Raw genomic sequence first — 20,656 nt, forward strand, 5'->3', positions numbered from 1 at the left:
GAACCCCTCTCCTCGCCTCGGCACAGTTCCCCACATACCTTCATCAGTGCCGTCTCGCTTCGAAGATCTGACTGTCAGTGAGTACTTCACAGAAGTTGAGCCAGAGCCCGAGAAGTAACGGGACTGCGGCGCGAGCGGGTCGTCGCTGTCAGGTCAGGACGACGCACCCCAGCCGCTCCAGCTCGCTGATGAGCGGTAGGGAGGGATCGACCCCGTTCCATCGCAGATCCAGCTTCTCCAGCGATGGCATCAGGGCGAGCCAGTCGGGCAGCTGGCCGAGACTGTTGCTCCGCAGGTCGATCTGACGCAGTCGAGGGAGGCCGGCAAGTGACTCCGGCACCTCGGTCAGGGAGTTCTCGCGTAGGTCCAGGTGACGCAGTTCGTGCAGCTTGGCTGCTGACGACGGCAAACGCTCGATCGCGTTCCCTCGGAGCCACAGCTCACGCAGGCAGCGGAGCTGGCCGATGGAGTCGGGCAGGCTGGTGAGCCGGTTGTGCTGCGCCCTGAACTCGATGAGACCGCTCATCCCACCAATGGTCTCTGGCAGGGTGGTGAGCGCGTTCTCGCCGACGTTGAGGTAACGCAACCGGGTCAGGTTTCCCAGAGAGTCGGGGATCCGAGACAGCTGGTTGTCGTGCAAGTAGAGGCAGTCGCTGAGCTCGGTCAGCTTGCCGAGTTCTTCGGGCGCCGACGTCAGCGCATTGTGACCCAAGTCCAGGGTCTTCAGCTGGTGGAGCTGCCCGATGTCCGGCGGGAGGGCTGTGAGTCCGTTGTCAGCGAGGATCAGCACGGCGAGCTCGGTCCGCCGCCAGACCGACTCGGGCACCTCTCCGAGCTCTTGACGCCACAAGTTCAGTGTGTTCCTCACAGCGATCTCCCCTTCGTCAGGCAGTCTGGTCTCCGATTCTCGTCCGGGACCTCCTTCGGCGGCGATGGGCCGTCAGACGGTTAGGGCAAGATCAACTCGCCTCGGCGTGTTCGGCGCGGGCGCGGGCGCGGGTGCTGGCGAGGCGGTAGGCACGGCCGTGCGGAGCGAGCCGAAGACCGAGAGCGGGCTGTCGTGCCAACCGGACGCGGGGAAGTCGGTACCTTCCAGCCGCAGCCACACCACGCCAGCCGCGAACAACGGCCCCCGTACTTCCAGTGTCTCGACGGGCAGATTCAACTCGAACACTCTTCACGGCCTCCCTCGAGTCAACCCGACATCGCGCGGCACATCAAAGCCTAAGCAGCGGCTGCCGCCGCGGCTTGCGTCGGGGTGCAGCCGGTGCAGAGGCCCGGGGCGGGGGAGCGGAAGGCGCGGTCGCACTCTTCGCAGGAGCGGAGCGGATGGACTTCGCGGTCGGGGTGTGCGGGGTGTGCGGGGTGTGCCGCCCAGGGGTCCGGGAGGCGGGGCGGCAGTTGTTCGCGCAGGCGGTGGGCGAGCAGTGCGGCCGGGGAGTGGATCACCGTCTGGGGCAGCGCGCGCGTCAGCGCGGCGGTGACGGCGCCCGGTACGAGCCCGCGCTCCAGCCAGAGCGCCGCGGCGGGCGCCAGCCGCACCGTGTCGCGCTCGGACAGCACCAGCCGGGGATCACGCAGCCGCAGGCGGGCCAGTAGCTCCCTCGCCTGGAGCTCGGCTTCCGGGACGTCCGCCAGCTCCTCATCCGGGGCGGGGTCGGGAGCATGCTCCGGGGCGGGAGCGGGTTCCGGATCGGGTTCCGGGTTGGGATCGGGAGCAGGCTCGGGCTCGGGGTCCGGGGACGGCTCCGGCGTGCGGCGCTCGCGCGCCGTTTCCGCCGACCTGGCCGGCGGGTTGTTGTACGAGACCGTGCAGGTCACGACACGCCCGGACGGGAGCCGCTCCTGGAAACGGGCCAGGTAGCCGTGTGCCTCCAGCTCGCGCAGGGCGGCGGCGATGCGGACCTCGCCCTCCGGGAAGCGCTCGGCAAGGTCCTTGATGGTGACCTTGCTGCCCGCCGGGACGGACTGGACGTGCGTGGCCAGGCCGATCGCGGTCAGGCTCAGCTCGCGGTGCTGGGCGAGATGGTTGCCGATCTTGACGTAGCCGCGGCGGTGGTCGTGGTTGATGTGTCGGATGCCCGACGGGACGCGCGCAGGGGCGCTAAGCTGCTGGTCAGCCATGGGGAAGGTTCGTTCTTCCGCTGTGGTCAGGCCCTCGCTCGGGATGCCAGTCCCGTACGAGGGCCGTACGCGTTTTATGGGGTTGTCGGGAGTCAGAGTGCCCGGCGAATTGTCATATGCGCTAGCTCGGTTGGGGTGATTCACCCGACCGAGTGAGAGGGGAGGGGGAGGTATGGAGAGGTTATTTCCCCCGGTTATCTATCTTTAGATGTCGTGCGGAACCGGTCGCTGCCCCACCGGGTCGTGGAAACCTCGATCCGGTGAAATCGGACTCCCCAAATCCATTTCCGCCCATACGGTTTTCAGCGGCGCGGGCCCGTGATCGATTCCCCAGCGCGAGGCGAACGCGGCGACGAGGACGAGCCCCCGCCTCGATTCCGCCCCGGGCCCCGCCGGCGCTGCGAGCGGTGTGAACTCCCGCCTGGTGTCCGACACTTCGATACGCAGCGTAGGCCCGTCCGTGATCCGCAACGCGAGCCGGAAGCTCCGCCCGGGTACGCGGCCGTGTGTCACGGCGTTCGCGGCGAGCTCGGCGACGACCTGCGCGGCGCCCTCGAACGGAAGTCCTTGTTCTGCGAGTTGGTCGACCGTGAGGGCGCGGGCGGCACGTGCTCCGCGCGGGGTGGACGGGAGCATGGCGACGAGGCGGGTTTCCTGATTCACGTGACTCAGCGTGGCCATCCGTGCGTAACCTGAACAGAGTTGAGGGCGCTGTGTACGACGGCTGTCCAAGCTCGTCCCGTCGTGTCCTCCCGGTCCAGCGGAGGTGGCAGTGAGCACGGATGGCACGGACGGCACGGACGAGTCGAGCTGGGAACTCGACCCGGAGGACGAATCCGGGGCGGTCATCGCCGCGGTGGGACGCCAGTTGAAAATGTGGCGGGAGGCGAGCGGGCTCGACCGTTCCAAGTTCGGCGAACGGATGGGTTACGGCGCCAATCTGATCTACAAGATCGAGCGCGGCGCCCGCATTCCGCGTCCGGAGTTCCTGGACAAGGCGGACGAGGTCCTGGGGGCGGGTGGGAAAATCGCTGCGATGAAGGAGGACATTCAGCGGGCGCGGTATCCGAAGAAGGTTCGGGATCTCGCCAAATTGGAATCCCAGGCGGTGGAGATCGGGTCGTACGACAACGGAGTGGTGCCGGGCCTGCTCCAGACCGAGGAGTACACGCGCGCTCTGTATGCAGTGCGGCGCCCCGTCTACTCGGAGGACGAGACCGAGCGTCTGGTTGCGGCGAGGCTGGCACGTCAAGACATCCTTCGGCAGAACCCCGCCCCCTTGCTGACCGTCGTCCAGGACGAGGCTGTCCTTCGTCGGCCCATCGGGGGCAAGATGGTTATGCGCCGCCAACTGGAACACTTGCTGGAGGTTGGCCAGTTGCGCAACGTGGAAATCCAGGTGATGCCCACCCTCGTCGAGGAGCATGCTGGGCTCGCAGGGTCCCTCACGGTCATGAGACTCAGGGACGGAACAACCGTCGGGCACAACGAAGTTCAGCTGGTCAGCCGCTTGATTACTGAACCGAAAGAGGTCCAGATCCTGGACATGCGCTATGGCATGATCCGGGCACAGGCTCTGACGCCTCGCGCATCGCTGACGTTCATCGAGAAGGTACTGGGAGAGACATGAGTATCAAGCCGTCGGGCGAGAGCCTCTCCGCGCTGACGTGGGTGAAGAGCAGCTACAGCACCAACGACGGCCCGAACTGCATCGAGGTCGCCTGGACCAAGAGCAGCTACAGCGCCAGCGACAGCAACGAGTGCGTCGAGGTCGCCCACACCCCCGGTACCGTCCTCGTCCGGGACTCCAAGCGGCCCGAGTACGCCCGGCTCGCGCTCACCCCGGCTGCCTGGAGCGACTTCGTCGCCCACGCCGTCACCTCGTGAGACGGGTGGATTCTGCCGTCGAGGCCGTGCACCGGTACCGGCGGCCGGATCCGGCGTGCTGGGACGTCGTGGTCGAAGCGGTCTGTTCCGAGGCGTCGAGCTACGACGCCGACAAGGCGCTCGTCCAGGCGGGCCGGGCCGTCGCCCGGCATGCCGACCGGATCGCCGAGGACCTCCGCCGACATCAGGGGTCCTTCGGGACCGCCGTCGGCCACGACGTGCAGGCGCGCGCCCTGGCACTTGCCGGGATGGGCGACCTGCGGGCCCTGCCGGCCCTCCGGCGCCTCGCGGAGCACGGCGGGCTCCCCTACAGCCGACCGGAGGCCCGGGTCATGGCCGCGCTGCCCGCAGCCGAGCTGGCTCCGGTCATGCTGACCAAGCTGCTGCGCGACGGCGACGACTACCACGGCAACACCACCGCCCTCGACGTCCTCGCGCTCTGCGGTGCGGCCGCCGCCCCCGCCGTGCCCGAGGTGACCCGGTACCTGGACACCGAATACGCCTACGACGCCCTGCGCGTCCTCGGTCGGATCGGGCCCGCCGCGGCCGGGACGGCGAACCGGCTGACCGACTTCGCCACCGGTCGTGCCCCGCGCGCCCGCCGGCACCACCCGCGGCCGGCCGCCTGGGCGCACTGGCGGGTCACCGGTGATCCCACCCTCGCCCTCGACGTGTGCGGAACGGCCGTGCGATCCGGGACGGGAAGCCACGGCCTGCCCTTCCTCGCCGATCTCGGCCCGCTGGCCGCGGCCCACGCGGACACCGTGCGCGGCCTGCTGGACTCGCCCGGCGCGTGGACCCGGGTCGCGGCCGCGCACGCGTACTGGCGGATCACCGGGGACCCCGAGCCCGCCGTACCCGTACTGCTGGCCGAGGTGGACCCGGCCTGGGCGGGGCATCCGACCGTGCCGGTGCAGGAGGCCGTCCGTCACCTCGGGGAGATCGGCGCCCCGGCCGTCGCCGCAGCGCCCCTGCTGGGCCGGATCCTGGCGCAGGAGGAACGGCTCGGACACCCCTTCGAGCGGATACGGATCCTGGTGGACGCGGCCTACGTCCGCACCCTCACCGAGGCTCTGGAGCGGATCGGCCCGTGCGCGGGCGGCCCCCCACCGACGCCCTCGAAGGAGCTCGTGCCCCTACCGGCTCCCGCACGAAGGCGGATCTTCGGGTTCAGCAGGCGTTCGGTCTGACATTCCCAAGTGCACGGGAACGCCGGGGAGTTACGGTGAGGGCATGTTCACAGTGCGTCGCGCAGGCCCGTACGACGGGGACGTCCTCGGCGAGATCCACGCCGCGGCCTGGGAAGCGTCCTACGCCCCCTTCTTCGATCCCGAGTTCGCCGCAGACGGTGTCCGGAGCCGGCGAACGCGGTGGCACGAAAGGGTCGGGCAGGCGGACCCCCCGATCCTGCTGGCCGAACACGACGGCCGTCCGCTGGCGCTGAGCGCCTTCAGGACGTCCTCGACCCGGCCCGGGCTGGCCGAGATCCTCTCCTTCTACGGCCACCCCGACGGCTGGGGCAGCGGCATCGCGGCCGCGCTGATGACCGGGACGCTGGACCAGCTGCGCGCCGACGGATTCGCCCGGACCCACCTGTGGACCCTGCACGACACCCCGCAGTCCCGCCGCTTCTACACCAAGTGTGGCTTCACCGAGAGCGGCGCCGCCCGCCCCTTCGACTTCGGCGACGGGAAGCCCCTCACCCAGGTCGAATACGAGCGCGCGTGTTGACCCCTCCTGGCCCGCCGTTCGCCTGACGTACCCGCAGCCGTCACATCGGGCTTGCCCTCCGGTACTCCGGGCACGCTGTTCTGAAGAGCGCTCACGCATCCTCGAACAGAGCAGAGGTCCTTCTCGCCATGGCAGAACTCAACCGCCGCCGTTTCCTCCAGCTCACCGGCGGCGCCGCCGCCCTGAGCCTGCTCAACGAGAGCATCGCGCGCGCCGCCGCCATCCCCGCGCAGGGGACGACCGGCACCATCGCCGATGTCGAGCACATCGTGGTCCTGATGCAGGAAAATCGTTCCTTCGACCACTACTACGGCGCGCTGCGCGGGGTCCGCGGCTTCGGCGACCCGCGCCCGGTGACCCTGCCCAGCGGCAAGTCCGTCTGGCACCAGGCCGACAACGCGGGCGAGGAGACGCTGCCCTTCCGCCCGCCGTCCGACGACCTCGGCATGGAGTTCCTCCAGGGCCTCAACCACGACTGGGCCGGCGGCCAGAGCGCCTTCAACAAGGGCAAGTACGACAACTGGGTGCCCGCCAAGACGCCGGCCACCATGGCGTACCTGACGCGCGAGGACATCCCCTTCCACTACGCCCTCGCCGACACGTTCACCCTCTGCGACGCCTACCACTGCTCCTTCATCGGTTCGACCGACCCCAACCGCTACTACCTCTGGTCGGGCCACACCGGCAACGACGGCACCGGCGGCGGCCCGGTCCTCAACAACGCCGAGGCCGGCTACGGCTGGACCACCTACCCCGAGCGCCTGGAGCGGGCCGGCATCTCCTGGAAGGTCTACCAGGACATCGGCAACGGTCTCGACGCCGCCGGATCCTGGGGCTGGATCGACGACGCCTACCGCGGCAACTACGGCGACAACTCGCTCCTCTACTTCAACAACTACCGCAGTGCCCAGCCCGGCAACCCGCTCTTCGACAAGGCCCGCACCGGCACCGACGCCCGTACCGGCGAGGGCTACTTCGACCGGCTGCGCGCCGACGTCGCCGCCGGCACCCTGCCCCAGGTCTCCTGGATCGCCGCCCCCGAGGCCTTCAGCGAGCACTCGAACTGGCCCTCCAACTACGGCGCGTGGTACATCGCGCAGGTGCTGGACGCGCTGACCTCCAACCCCGACGTGTGGGCCCGTACCGCACTGTTCATCACCTACGACGAGAACGACGGCTTCTTCGACCACGTCGTCCCGCCGTACGCCCCGGCCAACGCGGGCCAGGGCCTGTCGACCACGCCGACCGCCCTCGACGTCTTCCCCGGCAAGACCGGCTACGTCGCCGGACCGTACGGGCTCGGCCCGCGCGTCCCGATGCTCGTCGTCTCGCCGTGGAGCACCGGCGGCTACTCCTGCTCCGAGACCTTCGACCACACCTCCGTGATTCGCTTCATGGAGAAGCGCTTCGGTGTGCACGAGCCCAACATCTCGCCCTGGCGCCGGGCCGTCTGCGGTGACCTGACCTCGGCCTTCGACTTCGCCCGCCGGGACACGGCCGCGGTGTCGCTGCCCGACACCGGCGCGTGGCAGCCGCAGGACCGCGAGCGCCACCCCGACTTCCGGGCCACCCCGCCCGCCGTGGGCAGCATGCCGCGCCAGGAGAAGGGCCAGTGCCGCACCCGTCCGCTGAAGTACGCCCCGTACGTGGATGGCGCCGCACTCACCGGCGAGGGCAAGTTCAAGTTGACCTTCAGCGGCGGCCCGGACCTGGGCGCGCAGTTCTACGTCACCGCGGGCAACCGGACCGACGCCCCCTGGACGTACACCACCGGGGCCGGCACGTCGATCTCGGACGCCTGGAACACCCGCTACTCGGCCGGCGTCACCGACCTGACCGTTCACGGCCCCAACGGCTTCCTGCGCGGCTTCCGCAACCCGGGTACCACCCCCGGCCCCGAGGTCACCGCCCGCCACAACGCCACCACGGGGAACCTGGACCTCACCCTCACCAACGCCGGGGCGTCGACCGCAACGCTCACCGTCACCAACGCCTACGGCGGCGGCCCCAAGCGCCTCACGGTCGCCAAGGGCGCCACCGTCACGTACAGCGTCTCCCTGAAGAACACCCGACGCTGGTACGACGTGACGGTCACCGCGTCCGAGTTCGCGGACTTCGGCCGCCGCTTCGCCGGCAAGGTCGAGACGGGCGCGGCCGGCCTGTCGGACCCGGCGATCCTGACGAACCAGGGCTCCTGACCCCCGGCCCGCGCCCGCGCTCCGGGCTGCGCCGGGTGCTGCTCGCCACCGCCGACGCGCACGCCGTCTACGCCCGGGCGGGCTTCGAGACCCTCACCGCGCCCGGGAAGTGGATGGCGCCGGGGCAGCAGCAGCCTCAGGCGCGGGTACGGACCCGGACCCGGTTCAGCAGCTCCGCGGCCGGGTGCGGGCCCGTGTGCTCGGGGTGGCGGGGCAGGCGGTGGGCGAAGGAGCCGTACCAGGACCGCGAGACCGTGTAGCCGAAGGCCAGGCAGAGTATGCCGCCCACGGCGTCGAGCCAGAAGTGGTTGGCGGTGGCCACGATGACGACGAGGGTCGCCGTCGGGTAGAGCAGGCCCAGGATCCGGGCCCAGGGGGCCGAGGCGACCGCGAAGATCGTCAGGCCGCACCAGAGCGACCACCCTATGTGCATGGACGGCATCGCCGCGTACTGGTTCGACATCTGCTTGAGGTTGCCGGAGGCCATGGAGCCCCAGGTGTGGTGGACCAGCACGGTGTCGATGAAGTCCTGCCCGTTCATCAGCCGGGGCGGCGCGAGCGGGTAGCAGTAGTAGCCGACCAGGGCGACGCCCGTGGTGGCGAAGAGGACCATGCGCGTGGCGGCGTACCGCCCCGGATGGAAACGGTAGATCCAGACCAGCACGCCGATCGTCACGACGAAGTGGAGCGTGGCGTAGTAGTAGTTCATGCCCACGATCAGCCACGTCACGGAGTTGACCGCGTGGTTGACCGACTGCTCGACGGCGATGCCGAGGGTTTGCTCGGCGCTCCAGATCCAGTCGGCGTTGGCGAGGGCCGCCGCCTTCTGCTCGGGCACGGCGTTGCGGATCAGCGAGTAGGTCCAGTAGCTGATCGCGATGAGCAGCACTTCGAACCAGATCCGGGGCCGGCGCGGGGCTCGCAACCGGGTGAGCAGGGTGCGCTCGGACCCCGGGCGGGTCTCGGTCTCGACCACGGTGGGTGATGAGACGTCCGTCCGGGTTTCCAGTGTCTTCACGCTCGATTCACCCATGGGCAGAGAGTCTGCCAGATGCGTTCCCGCCTCCGATCATCCCTCGGTACGGTCTTCGACGCAGCCGCTCAGACCTGGGTACTACGTCGCCGCATCAGCCCCCCACCTTCCCGGCGACGATCTGCTGTCCGCGGGTGGCGTCGACCACGATCGGGATGCCGTCGGGGAGCTGTCCTTCGAGGTCTTCGAGCAGGTCGTCGATCGGCGGGAGGTCCCCGGGGCTGCGCACGTGGACGTAGAAGGTCCTGGACTGGGCGTCGACTCCGGTGACCGCCGAACCGGGGCTGGCGGAGAGCCAGCGCTCGGCGGCGGTCCAGGTCCGCGAGGTCCACGCGTTCAGCAGGACCGCGGTCACCGTGTTGGCGCCCAGCGGCAGCAGGACAGCCGTGAACAGCAGCCCGAGCATCACGTAGGCGCGGCGCGGGGCCCGCCCCCGGGCGGGACGCCCGACGGGCCGGGTGTACCCGAGGGCGGCGAAGACCACCATGCCCGCGAAGACCATGGCGAGGAGGTTGGACACGAAGAGCACCAACGCGCCCAGCGCGAGCCACCACGAGGTCTGGCCGGCGCACACGCCCGTCACCACGAGCGGCGGCACCAGGGAGATCGCGATCGCGACCCCCGGCAGGACCGCGGCGACGTCCTTGCGGGACAGTGCCACGGCCCCGGCGAAGCCCGTCGCCAGGGCGGCGATCAGGTCGAGGAGCCCGGGGGAGGTCCGGCCGGAGATCTGACTGTCCGACAGCAAGTCGTACGACGGGGGCACCACCAGGGAGGCCGCCGCACCGATCAGGAGCGCCAGCAGGCCGCCGAGCGCCACGAAGGCGAGGGCGGTGGAGCGGCGGCGCTGCACGGCGCCGAGGGCGATCCCCATGATCGGCGTGGACAGCGGGGCGATGATCATCGCCCCGATGACGGTGGCGGTGGAGTCCGTGAGGATCCCGCACGCGGCGATCACGGAGGACAGCGTGAGCATGGTCCAGAAGGCCGACTGCTTCGCCCGACCGTCCCCGGACGACAGGTCGAGATCCTCCTGGAGGTCCTCCAGGGAACGTCGCTTGTGGTCGGGCAGGATCCTGTCGCGCAGCCGGCCGGTCAAGGGCATCTGCCCAGTATCGGGACCGGGATCCCCGCGCCGCCGCAGCAACACGACCGCCCGGCCCCGCGCGCCGGTAGCGCCCCGGGCGGCCGGCCCGTCAGCCACGACATCGGCCTCCACGAGATCGGCCTCCACGAGATTGCCGACCGATCGCGACATCACGAGGCAATGCGGCTAGGGCACGCTCAGCCGGTACCACAGCCGCATGGAGGGGCGGTTGCGCACGTAGAGGTGGGGTCCGCGGCCGACGGGGCGGGTGTACCGGCGTACGGGATCGCCGTTCGGCCAAGTCAGCTCGCCCCTGCCGGTGATCACCGCCCCGCCGTCGGTCAGCCGGCAGTGGTGGACCTGCCGCAGGTGGGGGTGGGCGGTGCCCGGCTCGGCGCCTCCGAGTAGCAGCAGGCGGTCGTCCCGTACGGCGAGGCCCCACGCATTGGCAACGGGCAGTTTCCGGAACCGGATCGGCTCCCCGACCCGCAGCTCGGCCAGGGGCGAGCCGGGGCCGTAGACGGTTCGGACGACCGAGTCCGTGACGTTGAGCCCGTCGATCTCCACCACGATGTGGTGGGGCTTCGGCGGGTAGAAGCCGTGGAGGCGGTTGCCGCCGGTGTCCCACCGGATGAGGGCGCCCGCACCGATGGGGTCCCCGTGGACACCCTCGTCGTTGTAGCCGGTCCAGAGGTTCGCCCGGCCGTCCGCCACCATGTGCTGGAGGCCGGAGCCCAGGGAGAAGCGTCGACGGGAACGGCCTTGCCGGCCGAAGAGCTGACCATTGCGCCTGTCCCGGTCCCCCCGGCCGAAGCCGTACAGGACGAACTCGTCCCGGCTCAGCGCGTCGATCCGCTTCGGTACCGTGGCCACGCCGTACAGGGTCCGCTCGTGGACGTGGTCCCCGTCACGGATGACGAGGAGCGCGTCGAAGGGCAACTCCGGAGGCTCCACGGAGCGCCAGCCGTAGGGCCGGGGCTGGAACCGGGCGTTGGCGCACATCAACCAGAGGGCCCTTCCCCACGCGTCCACCGTGGAGGCCAGGACCTTCCGTTCGTCGTACTGCCGAGGCAACAGTGCGTAGGGCCGCAGTGCCACTTTCGTCAAATAATCACCTCGCGGGCGAAGGAACGTGTCGCCCCATGATCACACGCGTCGACCATTCGAGGCCGAGGTCCGGGCGGGCACCGCGTCGGCACTCGGTCCGGGCAGCCGATCGCGGCCTCGCGCGGGACGCCCTAGTCCCGGCGGCGTTGGCCCGGGCCCGAGGCGGTGGAGCCGCGCACCACCAGTTCGGGGAGGAAGACGAACTCGCTGTGCGGGGCCGGCGTGCCGCCGATTTCCTCCAGCAGGGTCCGGACCGCCGCCTGCCCCATCGCCTGCACGGGCTGGCGGATGGTCGTCAGCGGCGGGTCGGTGAACGCTATGAGCGGGGAGTCGTCGAAGCCGACCACCGACACGTCCTGCGGGACCTTCAGCCCCTGCTGGCGGGCCGCCCGGATCGCGCCGAGCGCCATCATGTCGCTCGCGCACACCACCGCCGTGCAGCCGCGCGAGATCAGCGCGGACGCGGCGGCCTGGCCGCCCTCCAGCGAGTAGAGGGAGTGCTGGATCAGCTCTTCGATCTCGGTCTCGTCGAGTCCGAGCCGCTCCTTCATCCCGAGCCGGAAGCCCTCGATCTTGCGGAGGACCGGCACGAAGCGCTTCGGCCCGACCGCGAGCCCGATGCGGGTGTGCCCGAGCGCGGTCAGGTGGGTGACGGCGAGGACCATCGCGGCCCGGTCGTCGGGGGAGACGAAGGGGGCCTGCACCTTTTCGGAGAACCCGTTGATGAGGACGTACGGGACGCCCTGTCCGCGGAGTTGGTCGTAGCGGCCCATGTCGGCCGTGGTGTCGGCGTGCAGGCCGGAGACGAAGATGATCCCGGAGACCCCGCGGTCGACCAGCATCTCGGTCAGCTCGTCCTCGGTGGACCCGCCGGGCGTCTGCGTGGCCAGCACCGGCGTGTACCCCTGCCGGGTCAGCGCCTGGCCGATTACCTGGGCGAGCGCCGGGAAGATCGGGTTGTCCAGTTCGGGAGTTATCAGACCGACGAGCCCCGCACTGCGCTGGCGCAGCTTCACGGGCCGCTCGTAGCCGAGTACGTCGAGGGCGGCCAGCACGGATTCGCGGGTGCCTGCGGCCACACCGGGCTTGCCGTTGAGCACGCGGCTGACTGTGGCTTCGCTGACCCCCGCCTGGGCTGCGATGTCGGCTAGCCGTGCGGTCACGGGATTGGACTGTACCGGTCGGACGTTCACCATGACCACCACGTGCACGAATCCGGGGGAAGCCGGACGGTTCGGCCGTCCGTCTCCACCGGGGCGCTGGAGAGTACGGGGCGTCCGGGCGCGGGAAGTTCGACCGGGCCGGGGCGGGTGTTGAGGGTGCAGGCGAAACCGGGGCGGGTGAAGAGGAGCACGCCCTCGGGGGCGGACTGCCAGCGCATTCCGCATGCGTACGGGGCTTCGGCCGGGGCATCGGCGCCCGCGTCGACCCCCGACCCCGCGTCGACCCCCACCTCCGTTCCCGCCCCCGTACCGGCCTCCGGCGCCCCCAGTCCCGGCATCGCCCGGCGCAGTTCCAGGGCGGCGCGGTAGAGCTCCAGCGTCGAGTGCGGGTCGCCGGTCTGCGCGGCGACGCTGAGGCCGCCCCAGCCGGCGGGCTGCGGGAGCCAGCTGCCGGTCGGCCCGAAGCCGTACGGGGGCTCCGCGCCGGACCAGGGGAGCGGCACCCGGCACCCGTCGCGCAGCCCGTCCTGTCCCTCCGGTTCCGAGGCGGTCGGGCCGTCCGTGTTCCCCGGCCGACGGCGTCCCCGGCGGAAGGCCGGGTCCTGGCGGACCCGGTCCGGGAGGTCCGCCACTTCCGGAAGGCCGAGCTCCTCGCCCTGGTAGAGGTAGGCCGACCCGGGCAGGGCCAGCATCAGCAGGGCGGCCGCCCGGGCCCGGGCCAGGCCGCGGACCCCGCCGCCGTAGCGCGTCACATGGCGCACGACGTCGTGGTTGGACAGCACCCAGGTGGTCGGGGCGCCGACGGCGGTGGTGGCGGCCAGGGACTCGTCGATGACGGTGCGCATCGCGGCGGGGTCCCACGGGCAGTTCAGGAAGCGGAAATTGAAGGCCTGGTGCAGTTCGTCGGGGCGCACGTACAGGGCGAGCCGCTCCGAGGTGGGCGCCCAGGCCTCGGCGACCCCGATGCGCCCGCCCCCGTAGGAGTCGAGGAGGCGGCGCCAGGAACGGTGGATCTCGTGGACCCCGTCCTGGTCGAAGAAGGGGAGCGGCTCGGTGCCGATCAAGGTGGCCTGTGCGCCGCGGCCGATGTCCGGCAGGCCCGGGGCCTTGACCATGCCGTGGGCGACGTCGATGCGGAACCCGTCGATGCCGAGGTCGAGCCAGAAGCGCAGGACGGAGGCGAATTCGGCGGCGACCTCGGGATGGTCCCAGTCGAGGTCGGGCTGCTCGGGGGCGAAGAGGTGCAGGTACCACGCGCCGTCCGCGACCCGGGTCCAGGCGGGGCCGCCGAAGATCGACTCCCAGTCGTTCGGGGGCTCCGCGCCGCCCGCGCCCCGCCCGGGGCGGAAGTGGTAGCGCTCGCGGGCCCCCGGATCCCCGGCGAGGGCGGCGCGGAACCACGGGTGCTGCTCGGAGGTGTGGTTCGGCACCACGTCCACGATCACCCGCAGCCCCAGCGCGTGCGCGGCCCGGACCAGCTCGTCGGCGTCCGAGAGGTCCCCGAAGAGGGGGTCGACGGCACGGTAGTCGGCGACGTCGTAGCCGCCGTCGGCCTGCGGGGAGACGTAGAAGGGGGTGAGCCACACGGCGTCGACCCCGAGGCGGGCGAGGTGGGGGAGGCGGGAGCGGACCCCGCGGAGGTCCCCGATGCCGTCCCCGTCGCTGTCGGCGAAGGAGCGCACGTACACCTGATAGATGACGGCATCGCGCCACCAGCCACCGCTCGCGGTCGCGTTGCTGGAAGAGCTTGCAAGCTGGACGGCCGTCGAGTCGTGGGTCATATCGGGGTCAACGCGGGTACATGCCCCCTGGTTGCGGGCCCCGGCAGTCGAAGGTGACTCGAACTAACAGCAAGCTGCGGCAACCGTACGGACACACGGATGTAACGATCGCCTCCGCTTGCAGAAAGTTTGCGCAAGGTCTTTCGGTCCTCTTTCAGTCTTGTTACGTTCCTGGCAACTCGGGACCGCGAGGGCGCGGCCGGGATCATCGAAGGAGTTCATATGCGGCGTGGCATAGCGGCCACCGCGCTGGTCGCGACCCTGGCGCTCGCGGCGACGGCTTGCGGTGGGGACGACAAGAACGCGGCCGACGGCACCAAGGCGGGCGGCGAGCTTTCCGGCACGGTTACGTACTGGGACACCTCGAACGACGCCGAGAAGGCCAGCTTCCAGAAGATCGCCGAGGCGTTCACCGCGAAGCACCCGAAGGTGACCGTCAAGTACGTCAACGTCCCGTACGGCGACGCGCAGAACAAGGTCAAGAACGCCTTCAGCAGCGGCTCCGACGCGCCTGACGTCATCCGTGCCGACGTCGGCTGGGTCGCGGACTTCGCCTCCCTGGGCTACCTCGACGAGGTCCCGGCCGACACGGCGAAGAAGGTCGACGCCGAGTTCCTCCCGCAGGCCGCGGCCAGCGGCAAGTTCGAGGGCAAGACCTACGCCGTCCCGCAGGTCATCGACAGCCTCGGCCTCTTCTACAACAAGAAGATGCTCGCCGACGCCGGCGTCCAGCCCCCCAAGACGCTGGCGGAGGTGAAGACCGCCGCCGAGGCCATCAAGGCGAAGACCGGCAAGGCCGCCCTCTACCTGCGCGGCGACGACTCCTACTGGTTCCTCCCGCTGATCTACGGTGAGGGCGGCGACCTCGTCGACGCCAAGAACAAGACGGTCACCGTCGACAACGAGGCGGGCGTCAAGGCCTTCAAGACCGCCCGCGACCTGGTCGCCTCGGGTGCGGCGATCACCAACGCCACCGACGGCTACGCCAACATGCAGACGGCCTTCAAGACCGGCGAGGCCGCCATGATGATCAACGGTCCGTGGGCCGTCGCCGACACCTACGCCGGCGACCAGTTCAAGGACAAGGCCAACCTCGGCATCGCCGCCGTCCCGGCCGGCTCGGCCAAGGCCGGCGCCCCGCAGGGCGGCCACGACCTCGCCGTCTACGCCGGCTCCAAGAACACCGCCGCCGCGCACGCCTTCGTCGAGTACATGACCTCTCAGGAGGTCCAGGTGCAGTCGACCAAGGACCTCAGCCTGCTCCCGACCCGTACCGCCGCCTACGAGCAGCCGGACGTCAAGGGCAACGAGATGGTCCAGTTCTTCAAGCCGGCCGTGGACAAGGCCGTCGAGCGCGCCTGGATCCCGGAGAACGGATCCCTCTTCGAGCCGCTGAAGGTCGAATACACCAAGGCGATCACCGGGGCGTCGAGCCCGGAGGACGCGGCCAAGGCGGCCGGCGTCGAGTTCCGCAAGATCCTCAAGGGCTGGAAGTAACGAAACCATGGCTGCTCACACCAGCCAGTCGGTGGCGAAGGCCGCGGGCGACGACGTCGAGAACGACGTCGCCGCCCGCGGCCGGAGCCGCAGGACTGACAGCGACAGCGGTAACCGCGGCGGTGCCCGCGGCGGGAAAGGCGCGTCCGGCCTCCGGCGCGCCGTCGGCACGCACTGGTACGCCTGGGCCATGGTCGCCCCGGTGGTGCTCGTCCTCGGCGTGATCATCGGCTGGCCGTTGGTCCGGGGCGTCTACCTGTCGCTGACCGACGCCACCGAGCGCAACGTCTCGCGCACCATCGGCGCCCGGCACATCGAGGCCACGTACCAGTTCGTCGGACTCGACAACTACGTGGACGTGCTCAGCGACCCGGTGTTCCTGCAGCGGCTGGTGTGGACGGTGATGTGGACCGTCGCGTGCGTGTCCATCACCTTCACGCTCGGTCTGGTCCTGGCCAACATGCTCAACCGGGACTTCCGGGGCCGCGCCGCCTACCGGATGGCGCTCATCCTCCCCTGGGCCGTCCCCGGCTTCGTCTCCGTCTTCGCCTGGCGGTTCCTCTTCAACCGCGACAACGGCATCCTGAACAAGATCCTCGACGGCGGCGGCATAGCCGCGATCCCGTGGCTCGACGACCCGACCTGGGCCAAGTTCTCGGTCATCACGGTCAACGTCTGGCTCGGCATCCCCTTCATGATGGTCGCCCTGCTCGGCGGCCTGCAGTCGATCCCCGGCGAGCTCTACGAGGCCGCCGAGATGGACGGCGCCAGCGCCTGGCAGCGCTTCCGGCACATCACCCTGCCCGGGCTGCGTACGGTGAGCATGACGGTGATCCTGCTCTCCACCATCTGGACCTTCAACATGTTCCCGGTGATCTTCCTGCTCACCCGGGGCGGACCCGGCGACTCCACCGAGATCCTGGTGACGCAGGCCTTCCGCGAGGCGTTCGTGTCGAGCCCGCGCGACTTCGCCGGCTCGGCCACGTGGGGCGTCCTGATCCTCGCCCTGCTCATGATCTTCGCGCTGGTCTACCGGCGCTCGCTGCGCAAGCAGGGAGAGGTGTGGTGACCATGTCCACCGCGACCACCGCTCGTACGGCCACCCCCGGCAAGGCGACCCCCGGCAAGGCGACCGCCGACAAGGCGACCGCCCGCCCCCGGGGCAGCCGTTCCCCGCTCGCCTCCATCGGCCTGCACGGCACCCTCGTCGTGGCGTCCGTGATCGCCGTCTTCCCGGTGCTGTGGATCGTGCTGACCTCGCTCAAGCCGGCCAAGCACGCGGTCACCACCGACTTCGTCAAGGAACCGACCCTCAGCAACTACACGAACCTGCTGGAGCAGAGCCACTTCCTCAGCTGGTTCGGCAACTCCGTCCTGGTCGCCGGCATCACCACCGTCCTCGGTGTCTTCATCGCCGCCACCACCGGATACGCGGTCAGCCGCTTCAAGTTCCCCGGCATGAAGCCGCTCATGTGGACCCTGCTCATCACGCAGATGTTCCCGATGGCGATCCTCATCGTCCCGCTCTACAACCTCATGGGCGACCTCGGCCTGCTCAACCAGCCGCTCGGCCTGATCATCACCTACCTCACCATCGCGGTGCCGTTCTGCGCCTGGATGATGAAGGGCTTCTTCGACACCATCCCGGTGGAGATCGACGAATCGGGCCGGGTCGACGGACTCAACCCCTTCGGCACCTTCTGGCGCCTGATCCTGCCGCTCGCCAAGCCCGGCCTCGCCGTCACCGGCTTCTACGCCTTCATCACCGCGTGGGGCGAGGTCGCGTACGCCTCCGCCTTCATGGTCGGCGAGGAGAACCTCACCCTGGCCGGCGGACTGCAGACGTTCGTCACGCAGTACACCTCCAACTGGGGAGCCATGAGCGCCGCCTCGGTGCTCATCGCCATCCCCGCGGCGATCTTCTTCGTCTTCGCCCAGCGTCACCTCGTCGCCGGGATGACGGCAGGCGCAACCAAGGGCTGACCACCCGAGCCTGCCCCCTCCCACCCCGGCCCGATCTCTCCAAGGACACCATGACCCAGCACCTCGCCGACGCGCTCCCCACCTCCACCGGCACGCAGCCCGGCTGGTGGAGAGAAGCGGTGATCTACCAGGTCTATCCGCGCAGCTTCGCCGACTCCAACGGGGACGGCATGGGGGACCTCGAAGGCATCCGCAGCCGCCTGCCCTACCTGAAGGAGCTGGGCGTCGACGCCGTCTGGCTCAGCCCGTTCTACGCCTCCCCGCAGGCCGACGCCGGCTACGACGTCGCCGACTACCGGGCCATCGACCCCATGTTCGGCACCCTGCACGACGCCGACGCCGTGATCCGCGAAGCCCACGAACTGGGCCTGCGCATCATCGTGGACCTCGTCCCCAACCACTGCTCCGACCAGCACGAATGGTTCAAGCAGGCGCTGCGTGAAGGCCCCGGCACCCCGCTGCGCGAGCGCTTCCACTTCCGCCCCGGACAGGGCGACAACGGGGAGCTGCCGCCCAACGACTGGGAGTCGATCTTCGGTGGCCCGGCCTGGACCCGGGTCGCGGACGGCGAGTGGTACCTGCACCTCTTCGCCCCCGAGCAGCCCGACTTCAACTGGGAGCACCCCGCGGTCCAGGACGAGTTCCGCTCCATCCTGCGCTTCTGGCTCGACCTCGGCGTCGACGGCTTCCGCGTCGACGTCGCCCACGGCCTGGTCAAGGCGCCCGGCCTGCCCGATCTCGGAGCCAAGGACCAGCTGAAGCTGCTCGGCAACGACGTCATGCCCTTCTTCGACCAGGACGGCGTCCACGAGATCTACCGGTCCTGGCGCCGGATCCTCGACGAGTACGAGGGCGCCCGCGTCCTGGTCGCCGAGGCATGGACCCCGACCGTCGAGCGCACGGCCCTCTACGTCCGCCCCGACGAGATGCAGCAGGCCTTCAACTTCCAGTACCTGACCAGCGACTGGGAGGCGAGCGCGCTCCGCGAGGTCATCGACGGCTCGCTGGCCGCCATGCGCACCGTCGGCGCCCCCACCACCTGGGTGCTGTCCAACCACGACGTCACCCGGCACGCCACCCGCTTCGCCAACCCCGCGGGCCTCGGCACCCAGCTGCGCGAGCCCGGCGACCGCGAGCTGGGTCTGCGGCGAGCCCGTGCGGCGAGCCTGCTGATGCTGGCCCTGCCCGGTTCGGCGTACGTCTACCAGGGCGAGGAGCTCGGCCTGCCCGACGTCACCGACCTGCCGGACGAGGTCCGCCAGGACCCGTCGTTCACCCGCGCGGCCGGCCAGGACGGCTTCCGCGACGGCTGCCGGGTCCCCATCCCGTGGTCGGGGACCGAGGCCCCGTACGGCTTCGGCACCGGCGGCAGCTGGCTCCCGCAGCCGGAGTCCTGGGCGGATCTGAGCGTGGCGGCGCAGACCGGCGACCCGTCCTCCACCCTGGAGCTGTACCGGGCCGCCCTGCGGCTGCGCCGCGAGCACCCGGACCTGGGCGCGGGCGAGTCGGTGGACTGGCAGGAGGCCCCCGAGGGCGTCCTGGTCTTCCGCCGCGGGGCCTTCCTCTGCACCGCCAACACCACCGGCACGGCGGTACGGTTCCCCGTCGCCGGCGAGGTACTGCTCTCCAGCGGCGCGACGGTCGAGGACGGCGTGCTGCCGGCCGACACCACGGTGTGGTGGCAGGTGACGGCGGGGTGACCTCCCCCCTCCGACTGACGGACATCGCCGCGCAGGCCCAGGTCAGCGAGGCGACCGTCAGCCGCGTCCTCAACGGCAAACCGGGCGTGGCGGCCGGCACCCGGCACAAGGTGCTGGCCGCGCTCGACCTGCTGGGCTACGAGCGGCCCGTCCGGCTCAAACGGCGCAGCAACGGGCTGGTCGGGCTGCTGATCCCGGAGCTCACCAACCCGATCTTCCCGGCGTTCGCGCAGGTCATCGAGCAGGCGCTGGCCGGGCACGGGTACACGCCGGTGCTGTGCACGCAGACCCCCGGCGGAGCCACCGAGGACGAACTGGTCGAACAGCTGGAGGAGCGCGGGGTCACCGGGATCGTCTTCCTGTCGGGCCTCCACGCGGACGCCCACGCGGACCCCGCGCGCTACCAGCGCCTCGCCTCCCGAGGGCTGCCGTTCGTGATGATCAACGGCTTCAACGAGCACGTGAACGCCCCCTTCATCTCCCCGGACGACCGGGCGGCGGCGGACATCGCCGTACGGCACCTGCAGGACCTGGGACACCGCACGATCGGCCTCGCGATCGGGCCGACCCGGTACGTGCCGTCGGCACGCAAGGAGCAGGGGTTCCTCGCGGCGCTGCCGGAGGCGGAGGCGGACGGGCTGATCCAGCGCACGCTCTTCACGGTGGAGGGCGGACACGCGGCGGGCATGGCCCTGCTGGACCGCGGCTGCACGGGCATCGTGTGCGGCAGCGACCCGATGGCGCTCGGCGTGATCCGGGCGGCGCGCGAGCGCGGGCTGCGGGTGCCGCAGGACGTGTCGGTCGTCGGCTTCGACGACTCCCCGCTGATCCCGTTCACGGACCCGCCGCTGACGACGGTCCGCCAGCCGGTGCGCGCGATGGCGACGGCGGCGGTGGGCGCCCTCCTGGAGGCGGTGTCGGGCACCCCGGTCCAGCGCACGGAGTACGTCTTCCAACCGGAACTGGTGGTCCGGGGCTCGACGGCCCAGGCACCGTAGTCCTCCCGGGCGGGGCGGCGCGGGCCTGTTCCGCCCCGCCCGGGATCCCAACCGCCGGGCAAATGGGCGGGGTCGGGGAGGTATGGCGGGGGTGTGGGCGGTCGGGAGCCGCCTGGTCGGTATCGGGGATGGGACTGACGGGAAACCCCCATGCCCATCCCCGATACCGCCCGAGAGGACCCCGCCCTCCCCGAAGCCCCCGCCGCACGTCGAGGTCAACTCGCCTTCTCCTGGACGGAGTCCGGGCCGGACCAGGAGGACACGCCTCGGAAACAATTCTGCAATCTCTTGCGCAATCTCTTGCAGGGCTCCTACCTGGCCCCTACGGTCGCTCCAATCCCCACCTCTTCCGCCAGGAGGCCCCCGC

18 protein-coding genes are annotated in these 20,656 nt (G+C 70.5%); 10 read left to right on the forward strand and 8 right to left on the reverse strand.

Annotated features, from left to right (window positions below):
• Nucleotides 1-148: 148 nt before the first annotated feature.
• From OG207_RS30045 to OG207_RS30055, 3 genes are all read right to left on the reverse strand, one after another.
• Nucleotides 149-874, reverse strand: a complete 726-nt coding sequence (locus OG207_RS30045; RefSeq protein WP_402696354.1) for a leucine-rich repeat domain-containing protein — start codon at nucleotides 872-874, stop codon at nucleotides 149-151.
• A gap of 350 nt (nucleotides 875-1,224) precedes the next feature.
• Nucleotides 1,225-2,124: a helix-turn-helix domain-containing protein gene (locus OG207_RS30050; RefSeq protein ID WP_329102644.1), complete on the reverse strand. Its 900-nt coding sequence runs from the start codon at nucleotides 2,122-2,124 to the stop codon at nucleotides 1,225-1,227.
• Nucleotides 2,125-2,328: 204 nt separating this feature from the next.
• Complete coding sequence (locus OG207_RS30055; protein ID WP_329102646.1) at nucleotides 2,329-2,805, reverse strand: ATP-binding protein; 477 nt, start codon at nucleotides 2,803-2,805, stop codon at nucleotides 2,329-2,331.
• 85 nt (nucleotides 2,806-2,890) lie between these two features.
• Here OG207_RS30055 and OG207_RS30060 point away from each other — a divergent pair, with 85 nt between their 5' ends.
• From OG207_RS30060 to OG207_RS30080, 5 genes are all read left to right on the forward strand, one after another.
• Nucleotides 2,891-3,754, forward strand: a complete 864-nt coding sequence (locus tag OG207_RS30060) for a helix-turn-helix domain-containing protein (protein WP_329102648.1) — start codon at nucleotides 2,891-2,893, stop codon at nucleotides 3,752-3,754.
• On the forward strand, nucleotides 3,751-4,011 hold the full coding sequence (locus tag OG207_RS30065) for a DUF397 domain-containing protein (protein ID WP_329102650.1): 261 nt from the start codon (nucleotides 3,751-3,753) through the stop codon (nucleotides 4,009-4,011). Before OG207_RS30060 ends, OG207_RS30065 begins: the two co-directional genes overlap by 4 nt.
• 5 nt (nucleotides 4,012-4,016) lie before the next feature.
• Nucleotides 4,017-5,201 carry a hypothetical protein gene (locus OG207_RS30070; protein ID WP_329102652.1) on the forward strand — a complete coding sequence of 395 codons (1,185 nt, stop codon included), beginning with the start codon at nucleotides 4,017-4,019 and terminating at the stop codon, nucleotides 5,199-5,201.
• Between the two features lie 43 nt (nucleotides 5,202-5,244).
• The gene (locus OG207_RS30075; protein ID WP_329102654.1) at nucleotides 5,245-5,742 is read left to right on the forward strand and encodes a GNAT family N-acetyltransferase; all 498 of its coding nucleotides are present in this window, start codon (nucleotides 5,245-5,247) and stop codon (nucleotides 5,740-5,742) included.
• A gap of 128 nt (nucleotides 5,743-5,870) precedes the next feature.
• On the forward strand, nucleotides 5,871-7,940 hold the full coding sequence (locus tag OG207_RS30080; protein ID WP_329102656.1) for a phosphocholine-specific phospholipase C: 2,070 nt from the start codon (nucleotides 5,871-5,873) through the stop codon (nucleotides 7,938-7,940).
• Nucleotides 7,941-8,076: 136 nt separating this feature from the next.
• On the opposite strand, the gene OG207_RS30090 is transcribed toward OG207_RS30080, so the two are convergent.
• The 5 genes from OG207_RS30090 to OG207_RS30110 form a co-directional block, all read right to left on the reverse strand.
• Nucleotides 8,077-8,973 (reverse strand): phosphatase PAP2 family protein, encoded by an 897-nt coding sequence (locus OG207_RS30090; protein ID WP_329102657.1) that lies wholly within the window; start codon nucleotides 8,971-8,973, stop codon nucleotides 8,077-8,079.
• Between the two features lie 94 nt (nucleotides 8,974-9,067).
• The gene (locus OG207_RS30095; RefSeq protein WP_329102659.1) at nucleotides 9,068-10,078 is read right to left on the reverse strand and encodes a DUF389 domain-containing protein; all 1,011 of its coding nucleotides are present in this window, start codon (nucleotides 10,076-10,078) and stop codon (nucleotides 9,068-9,070) included.
• Between the two features lie 168 nt (nucleotides 10,079-10,246).
• On the reverse strand, nucleotides 10,247-11,167 hold the full coding sequence (locus OG207_RS30100) for a hypothetical protein (protein ID WP_329102661.1): 921 nt from the start codon (nucleotides 11,165-11,167) through the stop codon (nucleotides 10,247-10,249).
• A 131-nt stretch (nucleotides 11,168-11,298) separates the two neighbouring features.
• Nucleotides 11,299-12,330, reverse strand: coding sequence for a LacI family DNA-binding transcriptional regulator (locus tag OG207_RS30105; protein WP_329102664.1), 1,032 nt, complete (start codon nucleotides 12,328-12,330; stop codon nucleotides 11,299-11,301).
• A gap of 26 nt (nucleotides 12,331-12,356) precedes the next feature.
• Nucleotides 12,357-14,111, reverse strand: coding sequence for a glycoside hydrolase family 13 protein (locus tag OG207_RS30110; protein ID WP_329102666.1), 1,755 nt, complete (start codon nucleotides 14,109-14,111; stop codon nucleotides 12,357-12,359).
• Between the two features lie 222 nt (nucleotides 14,112-14,333).
• Here OG207_RS30110 and OG207_RS30115 point away from each other — a divergent pair, with 222 nt between their 5' ends.
• The 5 genes from OG207_RS30115 to OG207_RS30135 are packed head-to-tail and all read left to right on the forward strand — an operon-like array spanning nucleotide 14,334 to nucleotide 20,289.
• A complete protein-coding gene (locus tag OG207_RS30115; protein ID WP_329102667.1) occupies nucleotides 14,334-15,608 on the forward strand; it encodes an extracellular solute-binding protein in 1,275 nt (424 codons plus the stop codon).
• A gap of 7 nt (nucleotides 15,609-15,615) precedes the next feature.
• Nucleotides 15,616-16,677, forward strand: coding sequence for a carbohydrate ABC transporter permease (locus OG207_RS30120; RefSeq protein WP_329102669.1), 1,062 nt, complete (start codon nucleotides 15,616-15,618; stop codon nucleotides 16,675-16,677).
• A 2-nt stretch (nucleotides 16,678-16,679) separates the two neighbouring features.
• A complete protein-coding gene (locus OG207_RS30125) occupies nucleotides 16,680-17,591 on the forward strand; it encodes a sugar ABC transporter permease (RefSeq protein WP_329102672.1) in 912 nt (303 codons plus the stop codon).
• A gap of 50 nt (nucleotides 17,592-17,641) precedes the next feature.
• Nucleotides 17,642-19,291, forward strand: a complete 1,650-nt coding sequence (locus OG207_RS30130) for a glycoside hydrolase family 13 protein (RefSeq protein WP_329102674.1) — start codon at nucleotides 17,642-17,644, stop codon at nucleotides 19,289-19,291.
• On the forward strand, nucleotides 19,288-20,289 hold the full coding sequence (locus OG207_RS30135; protein WP_329102676.1) for a LacI family DNA-binding transcriptional regulator: 1,002 nt from the start codon (nucleotides 19,288-19,290) through the stop codon (nucleotides 20,287-20,289). Before OG207_RS30130 ends, OG207_RS30135 begins: the two co-directional genes overlap by 4 nt.
• The last annotated feature ends 367 nt before the right edge of the window (nucleotides 20,290-20,656 follow it).

It is taken from the genome of Streptomyces sp. NBC_01439, assembly GCF_036227605.1.
In the GTDB taxonomy this organism is placed as follows: domain Bacteria; phylum Actinomycetota; class Actinomycetes; order Streptomycetales; family Streptomycetaceae; genus Streptomyces.

What these genes read in the sequence shown, in the direction of transcription:
- OG207_RS30050 (WP_329102644.1), bottom strand. Translation starts at nt 2,124, where the DNA reads ATGGCTGACCAGCAGCTTAGCGCCCCTGCGCGCGTCCCGTCGGGCATC.
- OG207_RS30055 (WP_329102646.1), bottom strand. Translation starts at nt 2,805, where the DNA reads ATGGCCACGCTGAGTCACGTGAATCAGGAAACCCGCCTCGTCGCCATG.
- OG207_RS30065 (WP_329102650.1), top strand. Translation starts at nt 3,751, where the DNA reads ATGAGTATCAAGCCGTCGGGCGAGAGCCTCTCCGCGCTGACGTGGGTG.
- OG207_RS30075 (WP_329102654.1), top strand. Translation starts at nt 5,245, where the DNA reads ATGTTCACAGTGCGTCGCGCAGGCCCGTACGACGGGGACGTCCTCGGC.
- OG207_RS30080 (WP_329102656.1), top strand. Translation starts at nt 5,871, where the DNA reads ATGGCAGAACTCAACCGCCGCCGTTTCCTCCAGCTCACCGGCGGCGCC.
- OG207_RS30090 (WP_329102657.1), bottom strand. Translation starts at nt 8,973, where the DNA reads ATGGGTGAATCGAGCGTGAAGACACTGGAAACCCGGACGGACGTCTCA.
- OG207_RS30095 (WP_329102659.1), bottom strand. Translation starts at nt 10,078, where the DNA reads ATGCCCTTGACCGGCCGGCTGCGCGACAGGATCCTGCCCGACCACAAG.
- OG207_RS30110 (WP_329102666.1), bottom strand. Translation starts at nt 14,111, where the DNA reads ATGACCCACGACTCGACGGCCGTCCAGCTTGCAAGCTCTTCCAGCAAC.
- OG207_RS30115 (WP_329102667.1), top strand. Translation starts at nt 14,334, where the DNA reads ATGCGGCGTGGCATAGCGGCCACCGCGCTGGTCGCGACCCTGGCGCTC.
- OG207_RS30120 (WP_329102669.1), top strand. Translation starts at nt 15,616, where the DNA reads ATGGCTGCTCACACCAGCCAGTCGGTGGCGAAGGCCGCGGGCGACGAC.
- OG207_RS30125 (WP_329102672.1), top strand. Translation starts at nt 16,680, where the DNA reads ATGTCCACCGCGACCACCGCTCGTACGGCCACCCCCGGCAAGGCGACC.
- OG207_RS30130 (WP_329102674.1), top strand. Translation starts at nt 17,642, where the DNA reads ATGACCCAGCACCTCGCCGACGCGCTCCCCACCTCCACCGGCACGCAG.